Source organism: Dinghuibacter silviterrae, assembly GCF_004366355.1.
GTDB classification, from domain to species: Bacteria; Bacteroidota; Bacteroidia; order Chitinophagales; family Chitinophagaceae; genus Dinghuibacter; species Dinghuibacter silviterrae.
On the sequence record NZ_SODV01000001.1, the window covers coordinates 548,266 to 570,725 of the forward strand.

Here is a 22,460-nt window from a genome sequence, read left to right on the forward strand (position 1 = left end):
TTGCTCATTTAAGTTTTTCGGCCAGTAATTGATTGACGATCTTCGGGTCGGCCTTGCCCTTCGACCTTTTGATGATCTCTCCCACAAACAAACCCACCAGTCCCTTCTTCCCCTTCCGGTACTCGATCACCTTGTCCGGCATGCTCGCCAGGACCTCTTCGATCAGTGGCAGGATGCTCGATTCCGACGAATCCTGCACCACATTGAGCCGGCCTGCCGCTTCCAGGGCGCTGATCCCCCCGTTCTCCATCATATAGGGCACGAGACGGGAAGAGGCGATGGAAAAATTTATTTTCCCCTCCTCAATCAACCGGATGATCCCGGCCAGTTGCGTGGCGCCCAAAGGGTACTGGTCAACCCCAACACCCTTGTCGTTGCACCAGGACTTCACCGGCCCCATCACCCAGTTCGCGGCCGCCTTATAGGCATTGGTTTCCCGGATCAACGCCTCGTAGCAGGTGCTCAGTTCCTTATCGTCGCTGATCAACCGCGCGTCATATTCCGGCAATCCCAGCTCCTGGGTATAGCGTTCAAACAAGGCTTCCGGCATCAGCGGGATCGTTGCCCTGACCGACTCCAGGAAAGCCTCCGAAATTTTAAAAGGGGTAAGGTCCGGCTCCGCGAAATACCGGTAGTCCTCCGCGTGTTCCTTTGTCCGGATCGCAAACGTCGTATCCGTATCCGCGTCAAAGCTCCTCGTCTCCTGGACCACTGTTCCCCCCGTGCTCACCAGCTCCACCAGCCGTCCAATCTCGAAATCGATCGCCTTGCGCACATTCCGGATCGAGTTCATATTTTTTACCTCCACCTTCGTCCCCAGGGTTTTCACCCCTTTGGGTCGTATGGAGATATTGGCGTCGCAACGCATACTTCCTTCTTCCATATTCCCGTCACAAATCCCCAGGTGCCGCACGATCTTACGAAGCTCCGTCAGGTAAGCCGCCGCTTCCTCCGCGTTGTGCAGGTCCGGCTCGGTCACGATCTCCAGCAGGGGCACCCCGGCCCGGTTATAATCCACCTGCGTCGCCAGCGGGTCCTGGTCATGCATGCTTTTGCCGGCGTCTTCCTCCATGTGGATACGATTCAGCCGGACCGCCCTCGCCCCTTCGGACGTGCGGATCAATACCCTGCCGTTCTCACAGATAGGCGTCGTATGCTGGGACACCTGGTATCCCTTTGGAAGATCGGGGTAAAAGTAATGTTTACGCGCAAAGTAGTTCCTCCGCACTATATCGCATTCCAGCACCAACCCCAACCGGACCGCGTACTCGATCGCTTTCCGGTTCATCCGGGGCAACGTCCCCGGATGCCCCAGCGTTATGGGGCTCACGTGCGTGTTGGGCTCACCCCCGAAGGCCGCGCTGTCCCCGCTGAAGAGCTTGCTCTCCGTCAGCAGTTGCACGTGCACTTCGAGACCGATCACGGACTCGTATTGGTCTTTTAATGACATGGCGGCAAAGGTACGGTGGGCGGCCCCATTCCTAAAATTTATTGGTGCCCCGGTTCTTCCTGCTCCCCTTCCGGTTCCGCCCCTTCCCGCGCCTAAACACCTACGCCAGGCCGAGGGGGGGTATGTCCATTTTACTTCTTTTCCTCAGGTAACCGAAACGATTGGGCATCGTTCAAATCACCTGAGGAAAAGAAGTAAAATGGACATACCCCCCCTCGGCCTGGCGGAAGCGCTTAAGGGCAAGGTGAAAGCTATTGGGGCGGCAGTCCGGCGATGTAACGGGCGCCGACCCAAGCACCTTTGAGGGTCATTCCTTGGAGGGGCGTTCCCTAGAGGGTCGCGGATTTAAGGTCCCGCGGGATTTTGATTTGGAGGGTTACGGGGGAGCCGCTGCGGGTCACGGTGATGGTGTAGTTGTACTTCTCTTCGGTGTCGCGGAGGGCGTCCAGGGCGTCGTCTACGCTTTTGACGGGTTTTCCGTCGATCGAGGTGATGACGTCATCTTTTTGCAGGCCGGCGGTGGCGGCGGGGGACTCGGGGTTGACCCGGAGCACCTTTGCGCCTGTGCTGTCTTCCGTGTCCTGGATGTTGGCGCCGAGGCGCGGGCGGCCGGGAAAGTTTCTAAAAAAGAATTTCTGGTCGGGACCGAAGTCGGGGCCAATTTTCATTTTCATGTCGGGGCTCATGGTGAGCGTCCGGAACTGGAATTCCTTTTGTTTTTGGAGGGTGACCCTGGTTTCTTCCTCTCTGTCGCCCCGGAGATAATGGATCGTGAGCGTTTCGCCGGCCTGGTGGTCGCGGATCACCTTGGAAAGGGCCTCAGGGCTGGAGATCGGGCTGTCGCCGACTTTGGTGATGATGTCCCCTTTTTTCAAACCGGCTTTGAAGGCGGCACTGCTGTCCGTCACCTCGGTGACCTCGGCACCCTTTTCATTCTCGGTGCTGTATACACCGAGCCGGGCGCCTTTGCCGTCGACATAGAACCGGTCCATCATCACCTTGAATTTCCGGGTTTGGTTCGCCATGTCGTCGTTGATCCGTTCGGCCATTTGGTCGTCCAGCTTCCGTTTAAGGAATATCACGTCGTCCCCATCCCCTCCGGGCAGGACGGTGATCTTCCCGCCGTCCCATTCCGTGGCTGGCTTGCCGTTGACGGTGACATTCCCGTTCTCGTCGATGGTCACCGTGGTCTTCCCCTTTGCATCGGGTTTTTCCCGGATGATGATTTCTTTGGCTTTTTTATGCTTCTCCTTGGTGTTGCCGCCGTCATCCTGCCCATCTTGGGCTTTGGCACTCAAGGAGATAAGAGCGACCGTGGCGGTCAATACATAGATATACTTTTTCATACACGTTGGTTTACCTTTCAAATGTAGGAAAACTTTCGTAGTACGAAGTGCTTCGCAGATGTTAAATTTTTTACGCGCCGTCAAAGAGGCGCCGCCAGCCCGGCGCGCCCTATTGAATAGCCGCCCGAACGGCCTCGATCACCGCCGCCAGCTTGGAGGTATCCTGCCCCCCGGCCGTCGCCAGGCTTTTTTGTCCGCCGCCCCCGCCGGAGATCAGCGGGGCCACCCTTTCCTTGATCCATTTCGGCGCCTCCCAACCCCGGCCGGTGACCAGGGCTTCGTCGATCATGACCGCCACGGAGGCCTTACCCTCGATGGCCGCAGCGAGGACCACGACATAAGCGGCCTCCAGCAGGGGCTTCAGGTCAAAACAGACTTTTTTCAGGGCGTCGGCACTGGGCACGTCCACAACGGCGCCGACAAAACGGACGTCGCCTACAGCAACCGCGCCCGCGGCCAACTCCCGCGACAGGGCGGCCAGTTGTTTGGCCTCCAGGCGTTCCAGGCGTTTCTTTACCTCTGCGTGTTCCTGGAGCAGGGATTCGAGGGCGGCTACGGGGTCTTTGGCGTTTTTGAGTTGTTCCCGGACGGCCTTGACGACCCCGAGTTGCCCGTTCAGGTAACGTTCGGACGCAGGACCGGCCACGGCCTCCACGCGACGCACCCCGGCGGCCACGGCGCTTTCGGCCGTCACCTTGAAGAAACCCAGTTCCCCGGTGCTGCCCACGTGCGTACCCCCGCAAAGCTCGATGGAATAAGAAGGGTCGATGATCACGACGCGAACCCGGTCTCCATATTTCTCACCGAAAAGCGCCATGGCACCCATGGCAACGGCCTCGTCCTTGGGCATTTCCCGGATCATCACCGGTATGTTTTCGCGGATCTTCTGGTTGACGATGGCTTCCACTTCGGCGATCTCCGCGTCGGTGACCTTTGCAAAGTGGGAGAAGTCAAAGCGCAGGTATTCCGCATTGACCAGGGAACCCTTTTGAGCCACGTGCGTACCCAACACCTTTCTCAAAGCGGCATGGAGCAGGTGGGTGGCGGTGTGGTGGACCGCCGTGGCCTTTCTTAGCTCCGGGTCGACCTGGGCAAGCACAGGGCCGTCCAGGACTTCGGGGAGCCTGGGAACAAATTGTATGGTAAGGTTATTTTCTTTTTTGGTGTCCTCCACGGGAATGGCCTCTTCTCCAAAAGTGAGCAAACCCGTGTCCCCCACCTGTCCCCCGCTTTCGGCATAAAAAGGTGTCGTTTCGAGGACGATCTGGAAGGATTCCTTGTTTTTGGCCTTTATTTTCCTGTAGCGGCTCACCCCGGTGACGGTTTCCAGGGAGTCGTACCCGATAAACCGGGAGCCGCCTTCGTTGTTTAACACGACCCAGTCGTCGGTGTCCAGGGCGGTAGCGGCGCGGCTTCTTTCTTTTTGGAGCGCCATTTCAGCTGCAAAACCTTTTTCATCAACCCCCAGCCCGTTCTCGGAAGCGATCAGCTTCGTCAGGTCGAAGGGGAAGCCATAGGTATCGTAAAGTTCGAAGGCGGCTTTGCCGTCGATCACAGTGGCAGTCGCCCGAACTGCGCCTGCCTCGCCCACGATGTCCTCCATTTTCTTCAACCCCTTCTCCAGGGTCCTCAGGAATGCATCCTCTTCCTCCTTCACTACTTTGGTCACAAATTCCACCTGTGCCTTTAGCTCCGGAAAGACACCTGCAAACTGGTCGGCCAGCCCATCCATGAGCTGGTGGAGCAGCGGTTGTTTGTAGTCCAGGTAGGAATAATAATACCTGACGGCCCTGCGCAGGATACGCCGGATGACATACCCAGCCCCCGTATTCGAAGGGAGTTGCCCATCGGCGATCGTAAACCCGATGGCACGGATGTGGTCGGCGATCACCCGGAAGGCCACGGACACTTTGCTATCGTCACCGGTATATGTCTTGCCGGTGAGGCGTTCGGTCCTTGCTATGGTTCCGGAGAAGACGTCTGTATCGTAGTTGCTTTGCTTCCCCTGAAGAACCCGTACCAGCCGTTCAAAACCCATACCCGTATCTACGTGACGTGCAGGCAATGGTTCCAGGCGACCGTCTTTTAACCGGTTGAACTGCATAAAGACGATGTTCCAGATCTCGATCACCTGCGGGTGGTCGGCGTTGACCAACGTTTTGCCATCCACGGCCAACCTTTCGACATCCGTACGGCAGTCCATATGGATCTCCGAACAAGGGCCGCAGGGGCCGGTATCCCCCATCTCCCAAAAATTGTCTTTCTTATTGCCATGCAGGATCCGGTCGGCGTCGACGTGCTGCTTCCAAAGGTCCTGGGCTTCTTCGTCCATCGCCAAACCTTCTGCCTTGTCCCCCCCGAACACCGTAACGTAGATGCGGTCCTTGGGAATCTTGTAGACCCCGGTCAGCAGCTCCCAGCTCCAGGAAATGGCTTCTTTCTTAAAATAGTCGCCAAAACTCCAGTTGCCCAGCATCTCGAACATGGTATGGTGATAGGTGTCCACCCCTACCTCTTCGAGGTCGTTGTGTTTCCCACTCACACGTAGACACTTTTGGGTATCCGCCACCCGCCGGTGCCCTGGTTCCCTGTTGCCAAGGAAAAAATCCTTGAACTGATTCATCCCGGCGTTTGTAAAAAGAAGCGTGGGATCGTTTTTGATCACGATGGGGGCGGAAGGCACGATTTCGTGCCCCTTGGAACGGAAGAAGTCGAGAAAGGTGGTCCTAATGGAGTCGCTGGTCATCACAAACGGCAAATTTATTGACTTTTGTAGGGTGAACTGTATATTTGCTTTCTTTCGAGCTGATTACGAGCCCGCGAAGGTACTCAATTCGGCTCGGATTTTGCTGCCAACGGCAACCCGAGAGGCACGATCATGAAGAAAATTAAGTATTACTATAATACGAATACCCTCCGGTATGAAAAACTGGTAGTTCCCCTCAGGGTGAAACTGCTTAGGGTGCTTGGTTTCCTGTCCGCGGTATTTGTAAGTGGTCTGATCATCGTATCCATTGCATTCCAATACGTACCCTCCCCCAAGGAGCAGATCATCCGGAGTCAGTTTTCCACGATGCGGGAACATTACGACGAACTCAATACCGAACTCGAAAAATTGAAGGGCCAGATGGGCGACCTTGAAAAAAGGGACAACTCCGTCTACCGTTCCATTTTCGAAGCAAGCCCCATACCGGACAGCGCCCGCGAAAAGGCCATGGCTTCCGAGGCCGAACAAAAGCTGGTAGAAAGCATGGGAGACGACGACCTCGCCTCCTCCATCGCCCAGTCCATGAGTACCTTGGCCAACCGGATGAATTACGAGAAAAAGTCCTATGACGACATCGACAAGATGATCGCCAATAAACAGCTCCTCTTAGCCGCCACCCCTGCCATCCAACCGGTTTCCAACAAAGACCTCACACGGGTAGCTTCCGGATACGGCTATCGCATCGACCCCATCTACAAAACGACAAAATTCCACGCCGGTCTCGACTTCACCGCACCCCAGGGTACCCCGATCTATGCCACCGCCAATGGGACCGTCGCCGTCGCCGGATTTACCGAGGGTGGTTACGGGAACCACGTCGTCATCAACCACGGCTACGGTTATGAAACCCTCTATGGCCACATGTACAAGGTGATCGCCCGCGTTGGCCAGGTTGTCAAACGCGGTGAGGTCATCGGCTATGTCGGTTCCACCGGCAAATCCACCGGCCCCCACTGTCACTACGAGGTCCACAAAAACGGCTCCCCCGTCGATCCGATCTACTTCTTCTACAACGACTTGTCCCCCGAGCAATTTGATAGAATCCTGAAATTGTCCAAGGCCAGCAACCAAAGCTTCGACTAATGGCACTGCAGCAGATTCCCTTCTCCTTCGGGGATGAACCCCCGGCCCCGCCCCCACCGGGGGAGACGCCGCCTGCTGCAGAAGAACCCGCCACGGAAGCCGCCCCGCCGGAGGCAACCGCCCCCAGGCCCGACCCCGCGGCCCCCGAGCTGTTTCCGCCGGAAGAACCGCTCGCCACCGCCCAAACCGCGGAGCTTTTTCCGCCGGAACCGGAGCCAGCCCCCCGCCCCGCGGCCCCTCCCCCCGGCGAACTCTTCGCTTGGGACCCCGCCCTCCCGGCGCCCAAGCCAAAGCGGGCACCCGCCGCCAAGGGCACCCGCGGCCGTAAATCGGTAAAGGAGCTCGCCGCGGCCGCCGACCTCATCGAGATACCCGAGGACGAGGTCCTCTTTCAAAAACAATACTACGCGATCGGCGAGGTTGCCGCCATGTTCAAGGTCAATACTTCGCTGATCCGCTACTGGGAAACGGAGTTCAACGACATCAAACCGCGCAAAAACAAAAAGGGCGACCGTTTTTTTACCCCGGCCGACATCAAGACCCTGGAGCTCATCCACTTTCTCCTGCGCCGTAAAAAGCTGACCATCGAGGGGGCCAAGGAGTATTTAAAAGCGAAAAGCCAGGACGGCAATACCAAGCTGGAGCTGGTCCGTTCGCTGGAAAAAGTAAAGGCCTTCCTCCTGGAATTAAAGGCTCGACTCTAGGAAAGTCTATAGAAATACAACACCCCCTTCCGGAGCACCCACACGCCTCCGAATACGATCTGTGCCTTGTCCGCTTCGGACAGGACAAAAGGCAACGGCAGGTGTTCTTCCTGGAGCGTGCCCGGCTGGTAGGTAAAGAGCTGGCCCCGAACGAATCCGAAAATTTTTTTCCCAAATACCGTCAGGCCGGTGACGCCCGGGAAGGACAACTTGACTTTGAAACCGCCGTAGTAGTCAAAAATATAAATGCCCCGGGCGGTGTCGTTCAGGTAAACGAGGCCGCCCTGGTCGACGATTTCCTCGGGGGTGATGCTTTCACCAAAGACCTGCCGGAGGTCGTCGGTGGTCATGACCGGCAGGCCCTGGTCGCCTATTCTTTTGAGCTGGGCATTTTGTTCATCAAAAACCCAAAAGTTGTTGTCGTAGGCGGCGGCCACGGTGGATGCCTGGAGGATCTGGGCCTGGCGCAGGTCGATGGTGGACAGGTGTCCGAGGAACCTGTCCAGCGCAACCACCGTCATAAAATCTTTATAGAACAGCAGGATCTTTAGGGGGTTGGTAACGTCCACACGGTCAAGAACACCGTACCGCTTTACTTCATTATATGCAGCGACCGAATCTCCGGATGTGCTAAATTTCCGGAGCTGTCCGTCAAAACCAATCACGAACCTGTTGCCCAGGTTATCGATACAAAAGTCGGCGGCGGCAAGCGGCGTTTGGCTCACAAGCGTGAACTGGGCCCGGCCGGCAAGACAGCAACACGCAAGCAGTATGGAAACCAACCACCTCATGGCTTATAATATTGAAGGTCCATGGAGATCCCGTCAAACACGGCGTAACTGTCGTGCGTGATCCAGTCCCCGGTATTGATGTACCGGCTGGTGGGAGAAGCCGGATAGTCGACCGGTAGGTGCCGGTGTCCGAATACAAAATAGTCAAAATGTTCCCGCGTCAGTACCTCCCTGCAATAGATCAGGAGCCATTCCTTTTCTTCCCCAAGCCACACCCTTTCGTGGAGCTGTCCGGTGGACTCCCGGCTCTTGCGGCTAAAATAATTGGCCAGCCCTATCCCCACATAAGGATGAAGGGTACCGAACATCGCCTGGCATAAGGGGTTTCTGAAAATCTTCTTGATAAACTTGTAGCCGTGGTCCCCGGGCCCGAGGCCATCGCCATGTCCGATCAGGAAACGCTTCCCGCGGAGCTCGAACACTTTTGGCTCGTGATAGACGGGTATGTTGAGCTCTCGTTCGAAATAGCCTTTCATCCACATGTCGTGGTTGCCCACAAAAAAGTGCACCGGTATACCCCGGTCCGTCAACGCCGCCAGCTTGCCCAGGATACGCGTGTACCCTTTGGGGACAACATCCTTGTATTCATACCAGAAGTCGAACATATCCCCCAGCAGAAACAGGGTATCCATATCGTCCGCTTTTTCATCCAGGAAGGCGCATATCCGCCGTTCCCGGACAAGGCTGGCGTCCCGGTTGGGAGCACCCAGGTGAAAGTCGCTTAGGAAATAGATCTTTTTTTGACCGGCCATGGCGCGAAATTACCGTTCTACGAGGAATACGAAGACCTCTTTTGGGCCGTGTATACCCACGACGAGGGTTTTTTCAATATCGGCCGTGCGGCTGGGTCCCGAGGCCAGGGTGATCAGGGAAGGGAGTCTGTCGGGGTATTTTTCCTTGATCCGTTGTATACCTTCCTTTATATCGTATACCAACTGGTCCACGTAGGCGATGCAAAGATGGACCGGGACATACACGCTCGTCGTCCGCCCGCTGGACTGGGCGCTGCTCATCAGGATAGACCCGGTACGCGCCACGAGGTATTCACAGCCGGTGATCCCTGCGGCGGCTTCCTGCACGGAATCGGTATACACCAGGCGAAGGGGGCTCACGAGGTCGCGAAGGCCTTCTTCCTTACACACCACCTTGGTCTCCTTCCATCCCCGGACCTGGATCAGGGACCTCAGCCCCTCCAGGAGTTCTTCCCGGCCCGCGCAGTAGAGGAATTTGCCCTGGAGGGCCGAAAACTCTTCCGCAAATTTCACTTCCAGTTCTTCGGGGGTCGGTTGGTAAACCGAGGCGGTTCCTTCACTGTTTGGAAAAGGAACAGGCACTGGGTTGCTCAGTGCCTGTCTGATTCGTTTGAGTATATTTTCTTTCGCAGACGATACCTTCATCTGTCGCGGTTAAAATTTTTCAACCTCGGGCGGTAAACCATTTTGGAGGGTAGGGGGCAGCGTATCGTGATGAGTGTCCACCACTTCGGCCGGTTTTTTCTCTTCATAAGGCCTTTTACCGATCAGGGCCTCCACATCGCTTTGGAAAAGGACCTCTTTCTTGAGCAGTTCCTTTGCAAGAACCTCCACTTGGGTCTTTTTCTCCTGGAGCAACGCCTTGGTGCTGATGTATGCCTTCTCGATCAGTTTACGAACCTCTTCATCGATCATCTTGCCGGTATCCTCGCTATAGGGTTTTGTAAAGTAGCCCTCCTGCGCGGGATCGTAAAAGCTGATATTTCCGACTTTTTCGTTCATCCCGTAGACCGTCACCATGGAATAAGCCATCTTGGTGATCTGCTGAAGGTCGTTGCTGGCCCCGGTGGAGATTTTGCCAAAAAAGATCTCTTCGGAGGCGCGGCCGCCCAGCGTCATACACATCTGGTCGAACAGTTGGTCGGTATTGTAGAGGTATTGTTCTTTCGGGGTATATTGGGCGTAACCCAGGGCGGCCGTACCACGGGGCACGATCGTCACCTTTAACAGGGGATAGGCGTGTTCCAGGTACCATCCACAGATGGCGTGACCGGCTTCGTGGTAAGCGATGATCTCCTTTTCGTCCGGGGAAATGATCTTGTTTTTCTTTTCCAAACCACCAATCACGCGGTCGATGGCGTCCTGGAAGTCTTCCATTTCCACCTCCGTCTTCCCCTTACGGGCGGCAATCAGCGCGGCCTCGTTACAAACATTGGCGATATCCGCCCCGGCAAAACCGGGCGTTTGTTCGGCCAGCTTACGGATATCCAGCCTGGACGATTTCTTGATCGGTTTCAGGTGGACATAGAAGATGGTTTCCCGTCCCTTTACGTCCGGGCGGTCGATGGTGATCTGGCGGTCGAAACGGCCCGGTCTGAGGAGCGCGCTGTCCAAAACGTCCGGGCGGTTGGTGGCCGCCAGGATAATGATCCCGCTGTCCGTACCAAAACCATCCATTTCCACCAGGAGCTGGTTCAGGGTGTTCTCCCTTTCGTCGTTGCTCATGATGGCATTACGGCCGCGGGCCCGCCCGATGGCGTCGATTTCGTCTATGAAGATGATACAGGGCGCCTTCTCCCTTGCTTGCTTGAACAGGTCCCGGACACGGCTGGCACCCACCCCTACGAATAATTCCACAAAGTCCGAACCGGACATGGAAAAGAAGGGCACTTGCGCCTCACCGGCCATTGCTTTGGCCAGCAGGGTTTTACCGGTACCGGGAGGGCCTATCAGCAACGCTCCTTTCGGAATCTTGCCCCCCAGCGAGGTGTACTTCTTGGGGTTTTTCAGGAAATCCACGATCTCCATCACCTCTACTTTGGCCTCGTCCAAACCGGCCACGTCGCTAAAAGTGATGTTGACCTTGGTCCCTTTATCGAACAGGGTCGCCTTGGATTTGCCGATATTGAAAATACCACCGGGTCCGCCCCCGCCTGCCGGTCCGCCTACCTTACGCATAAAGAGGATCCAGAGCCCTACGAACAACAGTACGGGCAGCAGGAGCTGGACGAGGGGGCCAAAAAAGCTCTCTTCGTCGCTGGCGTCGGACTTCGGTTTGACGACATCCGGGTGGTCCTTGAAAAATTGTTGCATCTGGGTGTCAAAGCCCTTGGCGTCCACTACCCGGAACATAAACTGGGGTCCCTTGTCGGTCCCGTTGCTGGTGGAAGGCGTATAGTTGCTCGCCTTCTCCAGGCTGATGTAATACGGCTTGTTGAGGGACGATGGTTTGATGTATACCCGGACCAGGTTTTTGTTGGGGACCACCAGATAACGTTCCACATCCCCTTTGGACAGCATGCTGTCGATAAAGTCCTCGCGGGTGGTGATCATGGCTTCCGGGTTACTCCCCCGGTACAGCTGAAAACCTATGATGACGGCTGCGATAAGACCATACACCCAATATATATTGAAACGGGGACCCTTTTTTGGGTCCCGGTCCCCTCTTCCGGTCACTTCATTGCCTGGGCCGATCCTTCTATCCTTTTTTAATTCGTCTTGTGCCATGTTGATTTGGAATCAGAAGTTTTAATATTTGTTAAATAACCACCGCACTACCCGGCGTGTTCCGTCTGAGGCGCGTCGCTCCACATCTCTTCCAAACGGTAGAACTTCCGGGTTTCAGGGAGGAATATATGCACCACGATATTTACGTAATCAATTAGTACCCATTGCATTGCCTGAGTGCCCTCGTGGTGATAGGGTCGTTCCTGACAGTGTTCGGCTACTTCTTCTCTTATAAAGTCGGCAATCGCTTTCACCTGGATATGGCTACTGGCCTGGCAGATGATAAAAAAGTCTGCCACGGCCTCGGGTATTTTTCGTAAGTCCAGGCTGACAATATACTCCCCTTTTTTTTGTTGGATGGATTGTATGATGGTTTTGAAGATCTTACTGCTCCTGGTTAGCCTTGTACTGCTGCTTTTCGGGCGGGTAGACAATATAGATAATGCTGCCAAATGTATACTGTTTTGAGTTACTTTGCCAAAAATAACAATTCTGATCGGTTTCTCCTTTGTCGAATTGTCAACCGTTGACAGCACCAACAACTATGCCATGGCCTTGGTCCATGAAGGAATGGCGAGCCATGGAACGGCGATTTTCGCCCACGCCCAGACCGCCGGAAAAGGCCAGCGGGGCAAGCAATGGAACACGGAGCCCGGCTCCAATATTATCCTGTCGGTGCTCGTAGATGCGTCGCCCGTCCGGCATCTCCCGCCCTTCTCCCTGAGCGCGGCCACGGCGCTTGCAGCCTACGATCTGTTCACCCGCTACGCCGTACACGAGACTTCCATCAAGTGGCCAAACGATATTTACTGGCGTGACAGAAAGGCAGCCGGCATCCTCATCGAGAACGCCTACCACGGCAAAGAATGGCAGTGGGCTGTCATCGGCATCGGTCTAAACGTCAACCAGGTCCGCTTCCCGGAGCTTCCCCGCCCCCCCGTATCGCTCAAACAGGTCACCGGAAGGGACTTCGATGCCGCCGGCCTCGCCCGGGAGTTGTGCGTGCTCCTGGAAGAGCGCTGGCAGGCGTTGCTCCGCGACGGCGCGGACGCAACGTTGATCCGCTACCAGGATCACTTGCTGGGAATGGGGCGTCCCGTGCGGCTACGGCACGACGGTTTTGTTTTCGAAACCGAGGTCCTTGGGGTGCTGCCCGACGGGCGGCTACGGACGAGCGGCCCGGCCACAGCCTCGCCCGATGCGGCGCCCGGCGCCGGCGGCGAGGCCCTCTTCTCCATCGGCGACGTAGAATGGATGTTTGACCATTAATGGCGTAACTTTGCGCCGGCAAGGCCGCCGGCGGCGCCACTCAAAATCGTTTACAACCATGAAAATCGCTGTAGCAAAAGGGGACGGGATCGGTCCCGAGATCATGGACACCGTCCTGCACATATTTGAAGCAGCCGGCGTCCCCCTCACTTATGAATTTGTCGAGATGGGCAAGTGGGTTTTCGACAAAGGTTTTAGTACCGGGATGACCCCCGAAGCCCAACAAACGATCGAACGCCTGGGCATCCTGTTCAAGGGTCCCATGGAAACCCCCAAAGGCAAGGGTGTAAAAAGCATCAATGTGACCGCCCGGAAGGTTTGGAACACCTACGCCAACAAACGCGTTTTCCAATCCCTTCACGGCGTGGACACCGTCTTTTCCAAGGCTGGTATTCCCATCCGTCTTACGATCCTCCGCGAAAATATAGAAGACACTTACGGTGGGATCGAGCACATGCTCACCGGGGACGTCGCCGTCAGCCGCCGGATGATCACCCGCCCCGGCTGTATGCAATTCCTTCGCTATTGTTTCGATATGGCCTCCAAACAGGGCGCACGCCGGATCACCTGCGCCCATAAGGCCAATATCATGAAGTTGACCGACGGTTTGTTCCTGGACTGTTTTAACGAAATCGCGACAGAATACCCCCATTTGAAGGCGGACGATATCATCGTGGACGACCTGGCCATGAAGCTGGTGATCAAACCCCATGAATTCGACGTGATTTGTCTGACCAACCTCCAGGGCGATATTGTCAGCGACCTTTGCGCCGGGCTTGTCGGCGGGCTTGGTTTCGCCCCCTCCGCCAACATCGGGGATGCCATTTCCATCTTCGAGGCCGTCCATGGCACCGCTCCAGACATTGCCGGCAAGCACATTGCCAACCCGACCTCCCTCCTGTTGAGCGGTCTGATGATGCTCCGGCACCTGGGCATCTGGGAACAGGCCGCCACCATTGAAAACGCCCTTTTACATACCCTGGAGCAAGGCGTCCATACCGGGGACTTCGGGGACAAAACCACCGCCCCGGTCATGACCCCGGAGTTTGCCGCCGCCATCATCAGTAATTTCGGAAAGCTCCCGGCCACCAACGCTGTAGCCACCCAGCCCAACCACCTGGTGGACCACCACCCGGCAAAGCCGAAGGAATACCAGATGCTGGTGTCCGAAAACCCTGCACCGGAAACCATCAATGGCGTCGACCTTTTCGTGGAAAGCGCCGAACAACCGGGCGTTGTCGCGGACAAGTGCCTCCGCCACCCAGGGGCCCGCTTTACCCTGACGACCCTGAGCAACCGGGGGACGCAGGTCTGGCCAACGGGCTCGCTTTTTACAAACTGCGCGAACGTCTACACGGCCCGCTTCGAGAAAAAGGAGGGCCCCGTTACCGTCCAGGAGGTCCTGGATCTTTGCGGGCGCGTTTCCGCGGACTTCAAGATATGTTCCTATGAGCTGCTGCTCCAATACGGGAACACCCGCGGGTACTCGCTCGCGCAAGGGCAGTAGCTTACGCCACCTTCGCCCACGCATCCAGCACCTCCTGGGTATGGTTCCCCGTATCCGGCCTGGCGATCACTCCTTTGATGATCCCCTTTTCGTCAATGAGAAAGGTCTCCCGTATGGTGCCCATGTATTTTTTCCCAAACATCTGCTTCTCGCCCCAGACACCGTACGCATTCACGATCACTTGGTCGGGATCCGCGACGAGCGTAAACGGCAGGTCGAATTTCTCCTCGAATTTCTTGTGGCTCTTTTCAGAATCCGTACTGACGCCAAGCACCACATAACCTTTCTTTTTCAGCAGGGCATAGTTGTCCCGGAGGTTACAGGCCTGGGCCGTACAACCCGGCGTATCGTCTTTCGGGTAGAAGTAGAGGATGACCTTTTGGCCCCGGTAATCGGAGAGGGAGACGGTCTTGCCGTTCTGGTCTTTTGCGGTAAATGCCGGGGCTGCATCCCCTTCTTTTAAGTGACTCATATAGTAAAATTGATTAGCGACTTACGTGATAGGTCCGACGGGTCAGGTTGCCTGCCTCGTCATAAACGGATAAAGTGAGGACGTGCTCCCCCGGTGGAAAGTGCGCATCGAAATGATACGTGTATACATCCCCCTTATAACTGAACATCAGCCATTTGCCGTCGAGCTCTGCGCGGAACCCGTTCACAGAACCGAGGTTGTCCTTTACCGCAACACTCAATACCCCCCGCCGGGAAAGCTGCGCCCCGTCGGTCCAGCCCAACGGCCGGATCTCAGGGGGTGTGTCGTCCCTGAGCAACCGGAATTCGCCCAGGTCCTTCAGCCTGGCGCTGGCCCAGCCTTTACTCCAGGTCACCCGCGAGACGTGGTGGGCGCGGGCCCCGGTTTCGAAAATGACATACTTCCCTGTTTCCTGATCGGGGAGCGTCGCCGGGGGACGTATGCTGACCGTAAAGGAATCCTCGACGGGAATAGACGAGGCCAGCACGCTGTAAACCGGTGAAAGCGGGACCGAACCGGGCTCGGCGGCAGTCGAACCGAGGTTCTGAAACACCGGTCTCACCGCATCATACAACGCATGTTCCGGCAAGTACAACAGGAATTCGTCGTTTTCGAAGACATTGACCTGGTTCGGCAGGAAAAGATCGCCCTGGTCGTTGACCGGCGCAGGGCCTTCCCTGCGCAAGGTAAAGGCCGCCACCGAGGTGTTGCCTGCCGCATCCTTTACTTCGATCCTGACCGGATGGGGTTCGTCGTCATTCAAGTGGACTAAACCGTCTTCGGACGCGGGATGATAGATGGGGAGCAGGTCCCCCGGAAGGGGGCTTAGGAACTCCAGGGACGGACCGCCGCCGGTTTTCAGGCTGTAGTCCGTATGGGCGTTGACATAGCGCGTAAGGTCGTAACCAAACCGGTCGAGCGTAAATCCGTTCACCGGCTTGCCGTCCACGAAAACGGTTGCGCTGTAGATACCCAGTTTGTTCGCCGAACCCGTCTGGAGATCCACCGCGCCGATCGCCAGGCGGACCTTGGTGGCGTGGGTCACGACCTCATGTCCCGGTACCGTATAGACGCCGGACGCCGGCGCGAGCGGGTAAAGCCGGGGAACCTGGAGATAAACACTCTGGTCTCCGTCGTACACGCCTACCCTCGACAGGACAGGGGGCAGGTTGTCGACGATCGGCAATCCGAAAAGAAAAGGATTCCGGTTTTCGTCCGCATGGGTGTCCCGGATCTCGAAGTGCAGGTGCGGCGCCATGGAACCGCCCGTATTCCCGCTGGCGGCAATCACCTGGCCCTGGCGGACAGGAAAAAGGTCGGGCGGAATGTCAAGAAGTACTTCCCAGCGTTCGAGCTTGTACTGTTGCTCCTTTACATACGCCTCCAGGGCCGGCGTGAAATGGTCCAGGTGCACATAAACTGTCGTATACCCGTTCGGATGGTTGATATATATCGCATTTCCAAAACCGACGGATTCGATTTTTACGCGGGAAATATACCCGTCGGCTGCGGCATGTACGGGGAAGCCAGTGCGTCCGTTTGTTTTTATGTCCAGGCCCATGTGGAAATGGCCAGGCCTCAATTCGCCAAAATTCCCGGCCAGATGGACCGGCAGGTCAAGCGGGTTTATAAAGTATCCTTGTGGATACCCGCTTTGTGGTATTTCCTGAGCGAAAGAAATGTTGTAAATTACACTCAAAATCCACCCTGCGAAAAATCGCACGATCCATCTCGTCCTTTGTCGGATAACCATAACGCCTGAATCTTGTTAACGGATAGTTTGCAAAAATAGCCATGGCCTTTCTATTTCGGGCGAAAACTGTTAACTAAATGAAAATCGTATGTTTTGGTACAGCGTTTGACTAAGTTCGTTTGTCTAATGATAAGGAGGTAGTTCTTCGCCGTGATCAAAGCACCTAAAAAAATCTGTGGGTTATGAAAAGGACATTTTACACACTAAAAAGATGGGCAACGATGATTGCCGAATGGCCTGGGAGGGTTTTTCATCGTAAAGGGGACAATGACCCCGTATGGAATGACGGATTCAATTACGTTCATCCCTATGATCCCTTCTATCAAGGCAAGCGAAAAAAGAAGCGCACCTCCGAAGTCAAGCTTGACGAATTCGAAATCTCCGCCTATCACGACGGCGCGGTGAAGTAACTTTTTTTCATCTGATGATAATCAACGGGTTATGCCAATGCATAACCCTTTTTTGTGCCCGATCGCGCCGTAGCGAAAACCCGACGATTTTTTTGTACCTTCGCGCCGCAAAAAGCCCCCCCATTTAGCAATGCCAAAAGACACTTCCATCAAGTCAGTCCTGATCATCGGTTCAGGGCCGATCATTATCGGCCAGGCGTGTGAATTCGACTATTCCGGCTCCCAGGCTGCGCGCAGTCTGAGAGAGGAAGGCGTAAGCGTGGTCCTGATCAATAGCAATCCCGCTACGATCATGACCGACCCTATGATGGCGGACAAGGTGTATTTGTTGCCCCTCACGGTGGAGAGCATCGAGCAGATCCTCCAGGAGAACCAGATTGACGCCGTCCTGCCGACCATGGGCGGTCAGACAGCCCTGAACCTGGCCAAAGAGGCAGAGGAGCTGGGTATGTGGGAAAAATATAACGTCCGCCTCATCGGGGTGGACATCAAGGCCATCGACAAGGCCGAAGACCGCGAGAAGTTCCGTCAATGGATGATCGAGCTGGGCGTCCCCGTGGCCCCGGCCAGGACCGCCAACTCATGGCTGGAAGGAAAGGAGTACGCCCAGGAGATCGGCTTTCCGCTGGTCATCCGTCCTTCCTTTACCCTGGGGGGTACCGGCGGTGGTTTCGTCCATGGCAAAGAGGATCTGGACGAGGCCCTCAACCGGGGGCTGACCGCTTCCCCCATCCACGAAGTCCTCGTCGAAAAGGCCGTCTTAGGTTGGAAGGAGTTCGAGCTGGAGCTCCTTAGGGACGCCAATAACAACGTCGTGATTATATGTACGGTGGAGAACTTCGACCCCATGGGGGTGCATACCGGGGACTCCATCACCGTGGCGCCCGCCATGACCCTGAGCGATACGGCCTTCCAGCTGATGCGCAATACCGCCATCATGATGATGCGGGACCTGGGCAATTTTGCCGGCGGGTGTAACGTCCAGTTCGCCCTCAACCCCCAGACGGAAGAGATCATCGCCATCGAGATCAACCCCCGGGTAAGCCGGTCCTCTGCCCTCGCCTCCAAAGCCACGGGCTATCCTATCGCCAAAATCGCCGCCAAGCTGGCCATCGGCTATACCCTCGACGAACTAAAAAACCAGATCACCCAGTCCACATCCGCTTACTTCGAGCCTGCCCTGGACTACGTGATCGTCAAGATCCCCCGCTGGAACTTCGACAAATTCAAGGGCGCCAACGATACCCTGGGTTTGCAGATGAAGTCCGTGGGCGAGGTCATGGGCATCGGCCGGAGCTTTACCGAAGCCATCCAGAAGGCCTGCCAAAGCCTGGAGAACAACGCCGTCGGCCTGGGCTACTATGGCAAAAGCATGATGCACGCCGAAGCCATCATCGACTATATCAAGACTCCGAAGTGGGACCGGATCTTCCGGATAAAGGACGCCCTCATGATGGGGGTCAGCGTAAAGACCATCGTCCAGGCCACCCTGATCGACCGCTGGTTCATTTACGAGATCCAGAAGATCGTCGACCTGGAAAAACAACTGGCCAAATACCGGCTGGATACCCTGCCCCTGGACCTGCTCAAGGCGGCCAAGCGCCACGGGTTCAGCGACGACCAGATCGCCAAGATCATCCCCAACGCCACCGAAGACGACGTATACAACAAGCGGAAGGCCGCCGGCATCACCCGGGTCTACAAGATGGTCGACACCTGTAGCGCAGAGTTCCAGGCAAAGACCCCCTACTTCTACTCCACCTTCGAGGACGGGGAAAACGAAAGCAAGGCGTCCGGCAAAAAGAAGGTCATCGTTCTCGGATCCGGTCCCAACCGCATCGGCCAGGGGATCGAGTTCGACTATTGCTGCGTCCACGGCCTGCTGGCCATCAAAGAAGCGGGTTACGAGGCCATCATGATCAACTGTAACCCCGAAACCGTCTCCACCGACTTCGACATAGCCGATAAACTGTACTTCGAACCCGTCTTCTGGGAACACCTCTGGGAGATCATAGAGCTGGAAAAACCAGAAGGGGTCATCGTACAGCTCGGAGGCCAAACCGCCCTGAAGCTGGCGGAAAAGCTACATAACCGCGGTATCCGCATCATCGGTACCTCCTATGATAGCATGGACATCGCCGAAGACCGCGGCCGGTTCAGCGACATGCTGAAAGACCTTAAAATCCCTTACCCGGATTACGGCACCGCTCACGACGTAGACGAAGCCGTAGTAGTGGCGAACAAGGTAGGCTATCCTGTCCTTGTCCGTCCTAGCTATGTACTTGGAGGCCAGCGGATGCGCATCGTCCTCAACGACGACGAAGTGGAAAAGGCCGTCGTCAGCCTGCTCAAACACCTCCCCGGTAACAAGATCCTCATCGACCACTTCCTGGACCGCTGCCAGGAGGCCGAGATCGACGCCATCTTCGACGGGGAGAATTTCCACGTCATGGGTGTGATGGAACACATCGAGCCCGCAGGTATCCACAGCGGGGACAGCCACGCCATGTTGCCCGCCTTCAAGCTGGGCCCCATGACCGTGACCACGATGGAATACTATGCCGAAAAGATCGCCCGCGCCTTGAACATCAAAGGCCTGATCAATATCCAGTTCGCCATCAAGGATGAAAAGGTCTATGTCATCGAGGCCAATCCCAGGGCCTCCCGGACAACGCCTTTTATCGCAAAGGCCTACGGCATTCCGTACCTCAACGTCGCCACACAGGTCATGCTGGGCACCAAGAAGCTCACCGACTTTACCTTCGAAAAAAACCTCGAAGGATTTGCCATCAAGGAACCGGTGTTCAGCTTTAACAAGTTCCCCGGTGTGAACATGGAGCTGGGCCCCGAAATGAAGTCCACGGGTGAGGCGATCCGCTTCATCAAGGACCTCCGGGATCCCTACTTCCGGACTTTATACAAGGAACGCAGTATGCGCCTGAGCAAATAAACACAGCGGCGGCCCCTTCGGGGCCGCCGCACGCATTTTATATAACTATGGACAAAAAGATACAATCCGCTCTGATCTCCGTCTTTTATAAAGACGGCCTGGACACGATCGTCAAACAACTCCACGACCTGGGCGTCACCATTTATTCCACCGGGGGCACCCAGCAGTTCATCGAATCCTTAGGCGTTCCCTGTACCGGTGTGGAAAGCCTGACGACCTACCCCTCTATTTTAGGCGGACGGGTAAAAACCCTTCACCCCGCCGTTTTCGGCGGCATCCTCGGCCGGCGGGCCAACGAAACGGATGTACAGGAAATGGCCCAGTACCATATTCCACCCATCGACCTCGTCATCGTCGACCTCTATCCTTTCGAGGAAACCCTGAGGAACACCACCGAGGAACAAGCCATCATCGAGAAGATCGATATAGGCGGTCCGTCCATGATCCGGGCCGCCGCCAAAAACCATAAGGACGTCGTTGTCTTAGCTGCCAAAAAAGACTACCCCACCCTGGAAAACCTGCTCCGGGAACAAAAGGGCGTCTTCACCCTGGCGCAACGCAAAGCCTTTGCCGCGCTGGCTTTCGAAGTCGTCATGCACTACGATATCGCCATCTCCGGGTATTTTAGCCCCGCCAGCGTGGCGGCCCTGAACAACAGGGACGCAGCACAGCAAGTCCTCCGCTACGGCGAAAACCCGCACCAGAAAGGCACCTACTATGGCGACCTGGACAAGTATTTCGACAAGCTCCACGGGAAGGAGCTTTCCTATAACAACCTCGTCGACGTAGACGCCGCGGTTCAGCTGATCGAAGAATTCGCCGGAAACAACGAAGCCACCTTCGCCATCATCAAACACACCAACCCCTGCGGCATCGCCAGCCGTCCTACGCTGGCGGAAGCCTGGAAGGCGGCGCTGGCGGGGGACCCCGAGTCCGCTTTCGGCGGCGTCCTGGTCTCCAACACCAGGGTGGACAAGGCCACGGCAGAAGCCATCAGCGAGATATTTTTCGAGGTACTCATCGCCCCGGGCTACGACGCCGACGCGCTGGCGATCCTGCAGACAAAAAAGAACCGCATCCTCCTCGTCCAGAAAGCTCCGGTCAAGGCTGGCGAGCAATTCAAGTCCCTGCTGGGCGGCATTCTGGCCCAGGATACCGACAAAGGGAACTATGCCGAATGGAAAGAAGTGGGCGGACGGGAAACCACTCCCGTGGAAAAATCCGACCTGGTTTTTGCCAACCTCGTGTGCAAACACCTCAAGTCAAACGCCATCGCGCTGGTGAAAAACAAACAGCTCATCGGCAAGGGCTGCGGCCAAACCAGCCGGGTGGACGCGCTCCGTCACGCACTTGAAAAGGCGCACCAGTTCGAATTCGATCTGAAGGGCGCCGCGCTGGCCTCCGACGCCTTCTTCCCGTTCGACGACTGCGTCCGGATGGCGCACGCGGAAGGCATCACAGCGATCATCCAACCGGGCGGCTCGGTCAGGGACAAAGATTCGATCCAATATACGGTGGACAATAAAATCGCCATGGTCATGACCGGGCAGCGGCACTTCAGGCACTAGTAGAGATAGGCCTCCAGGGCGGAGAAGCTTACCGGCTTCTCTAACACCCTTACTTGCTGACTGTCGACAGGCGTCATCAGGTTTTTGAAGGCGCTGATCAGGTTGATCTTGAGCTTGGGATGGAGGCGCATCAGGCTGAAAGCCATTTCCCAGCCTGTTCCGTCGGGTAGGTTGTTGTCCAAAAAGACGAGGTCGGGATGGTATTCCTGCAGTTTGTCGAGACCTTCGGCCAGCGTATGCGCTATTTCCACCGCGTACCCTTTTCGTTGCAGGAATTGTTTCATGAGCAGACAGAAATCGACCTCATCATCGATGACCAACACCTTTTTCATGGACGTAGAATTTATTCCACATGGGCCCCGGCGAGGGGCCCATGTTCTATAGGCGCCTGCGGCGTCACTTGTAAGTACTATTAAATTGTCGTGCCAAAACCCGTTATAAGGAGGCCGCCGGTTTCTTCAGCCAATAGCTCCGCACCTGACGGACGATCTTTAGCAAAAGCTCAAAGCTATAGGGTTTGACGATATAGTTATTGGCCCCCAATTCGTAACAACGGCTGATCTCCTTTTCGTTATTCGTCGTCGTGAAGATAACAACGGGTATGTCCTTAAGATCCGGGTGCTCTTTTATTTCCCGGAGCACCTCCCGGCCGCCTTTTTTGGGCATGTTCAGGTCAAGTAAAATGAAATGGGGATAGGCATTTTTTTTCAGACCGCGGAGATAGTTCATCACCTCCACGCCATTTTCCACAAAATCGATCGTATCCGCAAATCCGTTTTCCGCAAAAGCCGTTTCGAGCAGGAAGCGGTCGTCTGCATCGTCTTCTGCTATAAGAATCGAAACATTGGGTACCATAGCTTAAAGATAACACATGCCCTCCGCACATCCGCTGTGGAAATTCTTCCACAAAA

The 22,460-nt window shown here is 56.0% G+C and carries 19 protein-coding genes; 7 read left to right on the top strand and 12 right to left on the bottom strand.

Going from position 1 to position 22,460, the window contains the following annotated elements; genetic code table 11:
* Positions 1 to 4 precede the first annotated feature (4 nt).
* The 3 genes from gatB to alaS all read right to left on the bottom strand — a co-directional run bounded on the left by gatB (position 5) and on the right by alaS (position 5,542).
* The gene (gene gatB, locus EDB95_RS02390; RefSeq protein WP_133990207.1) at positions 5 to 1,450 is read right to left on the bottom strand and encodes an Asp-tRNA(Asn)/Glu-tRNA(Gln) amidotransferase subunit GatB; all 1,446 of its coding nucleotides are present in this window, start codon (positions 1,448 to 1,450) and stop codon (positions 5 to 7) included.
* Between the two features lie 329 nt (positions 1,451 to 1,779).
* Positions 1,780 to 2,796, bottom strand: coding sequence for a PDZ domain-containing protein (locus EDB95_RS02395; RefSeq protein ID WP_133990209.1), 1,017 nt, complete (start codon positions 2,794 to 2,796; stop codon positions 1,780 to 1,782).
* 109 nt (positions 2,797 to 2,905) lie between these two features.
* Positions 2,906 to 5,542, bottom strand: a complete 2,637-nt coding sequence (gene alaS / locus EDB95_RS02400; RefSeq protein WP_133995052.1) for an alanine--tRNA ligase — start codon at positions 5,540 to 5,542, stop codon at positions 2,906 to 2,908.
* Positions 5,543 to 5,674: 132 nt separating this feature from the next.
* On the opposite strand from alaS, the gene EDB95_RS02405 reads away from it, so the two are divergent.
* Positions 5,675 to 6,646: a M23 family metallopeptidase gene (locus EDB95_RS02405; protein ID WP_133990211.1), complete on the top strand. Its 972-nt coding sequence runs from the start codon at positions 5,675 to 5,677 to the stop codon at positions 6,644 to 6,646.
* Positions 6,646 to 7,350 (top strand): MerR family transcriptional regulator, encoded by a 705-nt coding sequence (locus EDB95_RS02410; RefSeq protein ID WP_133990213.1) that lies wholly within the window; start codon positions 6,646 to 6,648, stop codon positions 7,348 to 7,350. Before EDB95_RS02405 ends, EDB95_RS02410 begins: the two co-directional genes overlap by 1 nt.
* Here the strand turns inward: EDB95_RS02410 and EDB95_RS02415 are convergent.
* From EDB95_RS02415 to rsfS, 5 genes are read right to left on the bottom strand one after another with little or no spacing between them, the layout of a single operon-like run.
* Complete coding sequence (locus EDB95_RS02415; RefSeq protein ID WP_133990215.1) at positions 7,347 to 8,141, bottom strand: hypothetical protein; 795 nt, start codon at positions 8,139 to 8,141, stop codon at positions 7,347 to 7,349. The two genes, EDB95_RS02410 and EDB95_RS02415, sit on opposite strands and share 4 nt — an antisense overlap.
* A complete protein-coding gene (locus tag EDB95_RS02420) occupies positions 8,138 to 8,893 on the bottom strand; it encodes a UDP-2,3-diacylglucosamine diphosphatase (RefSeq protein WP_133990217.1) in 756 nt (251 codons plus the stop codon). Before EDB95_RS02420 ends, EDB95_RS02415 begins: the two co-directional genes overlap by 4 nt.
* 9 nt (positions 8,894 to 8,902) lie before the next feature.
* Complete coding sequence (locus tag EDB95_RS02425) at positions 8,903 to 9,538, bottom strand: LutC/YkgG family protein (RefSeq protein WP_133990219.1); 636 nt, start codon at positions 9,536 to 9,538, stop codon at positions 8,903 to 8,905.
* A gap of 9 nt (positions 9,539 to 9,547) precedes the next feature.
* Positions 9,548 to 11,620, bottom strand: coding sequence for an ATP-dependent zinc metalloprotease FtsH (ftsH, locus tag EDB95_RS02430; protein WP_133990221.1), 2,073 nt, complete (start codon positions 11,618 to 11,620; stop codon positions 9,548 to 9,550).
* Between the two features lie 47 nt (positions 11,621 to 11,667).
* A complete protein-coding gene (rsfS, locus tag EDB95_RS02435) occupies positions 11,668 to 12,072 on the bottom strand; it encodes a ribosome silencing factor (protein WP_133990223.1) in 405 nt (134 codons plus the stop codon).
* Between the two features lie 22 nt (positions 12,073 to 12,094).
* Between rsfS and EDB95_RS02440 the strand changes: the two genes are divergently transcribed.
* On the top strand, positions 12,095 to 12,889 hold the full coding sequence (locus EDB95_RS02440) for a biotin--[acetyl-CoA-carboxylase] ligase (protein ID WP_246073454.1): 795 nt from the start codon (positions 12,095 to 12,097) through the stop codon (positions 12,887 to 12,889).
* A 58-nt stretch (positions 12,890 to 12,947) separates the two neighbouring features.
* Positions 12,948 to 14,396: an isocitrate/isopropylmalate family dehydrogenase gene (locus EDB95_RS02445; RefSeq protein ID WP_133990225.1), complete on the top strand. Its 1,449-nt coding sequence runs from the start codon at positions 12,948 to 12,950 to the stop codon at positions 14,394 to 14,396.
* 1 nt (position 14,397) lies between these two features.
* Here EDB95_RS02445 and bcp read toward each other — a convergent pair whose 3' ends face one another.
* Both bcp and EDB95_RS02455 read right to left on the bottom strand, forming a co-directional pair.
* Complete coding sequence (gene bcp / locus EDB95_RS02450) at positions 14,398 to 14,868, bottom strand: thioredoxin-dependent thiol peroxidase (RefSeq protein WP_133990227.1); 471 nt, start codon at positions 14,866 to 14,868, stop codon at positions 14,398 to 14,400.
* A gap of 13 nt (positions 14,869 to 14,881) precedes the next feature.
* Positions 14,882 to 16,450, bottom strand: a complete 1,569-nt coding sequence (locus EDB95_RS02455) for a M23 family metallopeptidase (RefSeq protein ID WP_162852461.1) — start codon at positions 16,448 to 16,450, stop codon at positions 14,882 to 14,884.
* Positions 16,451 to 16,803: 353 nt separating this feature from the next.
* Between EDB95_RS02455 and EDB95_RS02460 the strand changes: the two genes are divergently transcribed.
* The 3 genes from EDB95_RS02460 to purH all read left to right on the top strand — a co-directional run bounded on the left by EDB95_RS02460 (position 16,804) and on the right by purH (position 21,549).
* Entirely contained in the window at positions 16,804 to 17,031 is a 228-nt protein-coding gene (locus EDB95_RS02460) for a hypothetical protein (protein ID WP_133990231.1), read from the top strand.
* 130 nt (positions 17,032 to 17,161) lie between these two features.
* Positions 17,162 to 19,981 carry a carbamoyl-phosphate synthase large subunit gene (gene carB / locus EDB95_RS02465; protein ID WP_133990233.1) on the top strand — a complete coding sequence of 940 codons (2,820 nt, stop codon included), beginning with the start codon at positions 17,162 to 17,164 and terminating at the stop codon, positions 19,979 to 19,981.
* A gap of 47 nt (positions 19,982 to 20,028) precedes the next feature.
* A complete protein-coding gene (gene purH / locus EDB95_RS02470) occupies positions 20,029 to 21,549 on the top strand; it encodes a bifunctional phosphoribosylaminoimidazolecarboxamide formyltransferase/IMP cyclohydrolase (protein WP_133990235.1) in 1,521 nt (506 codons plus the stop codon).
* Here the strand turns inward: purH and EDB95_RS02475 are convergent.
* On the bottom strand, positions 21,546 to 21,881 hold the full coding sequence (locus tag EDB95_RS02475; RefSeq protein ID WP_133990237.1) for a response regulator: 336 nt from the start codon (positions 21,879 to 21,881) through the stop codon (positions 21,546 to 21,548). The genes purH and EDB95_RS02475 overlap by 4 nt on opposite strands.
* A gap of 103 nt (positions 21,882 to 21,984) precedes the next feature.
* Complete coding sequence (locus EDB95_RS02480) at positions 21,985 to 22,404, bottom strand: response regulator (RefSeq protein WP_133990239.1); 420 nt, start codon at positions 22,402 to 22,404, stop codon at positions 21,985 to 21,987.
* Between the last annotated feature and the right edge of the window lie 56 nt (positions 22,405 to 22,460).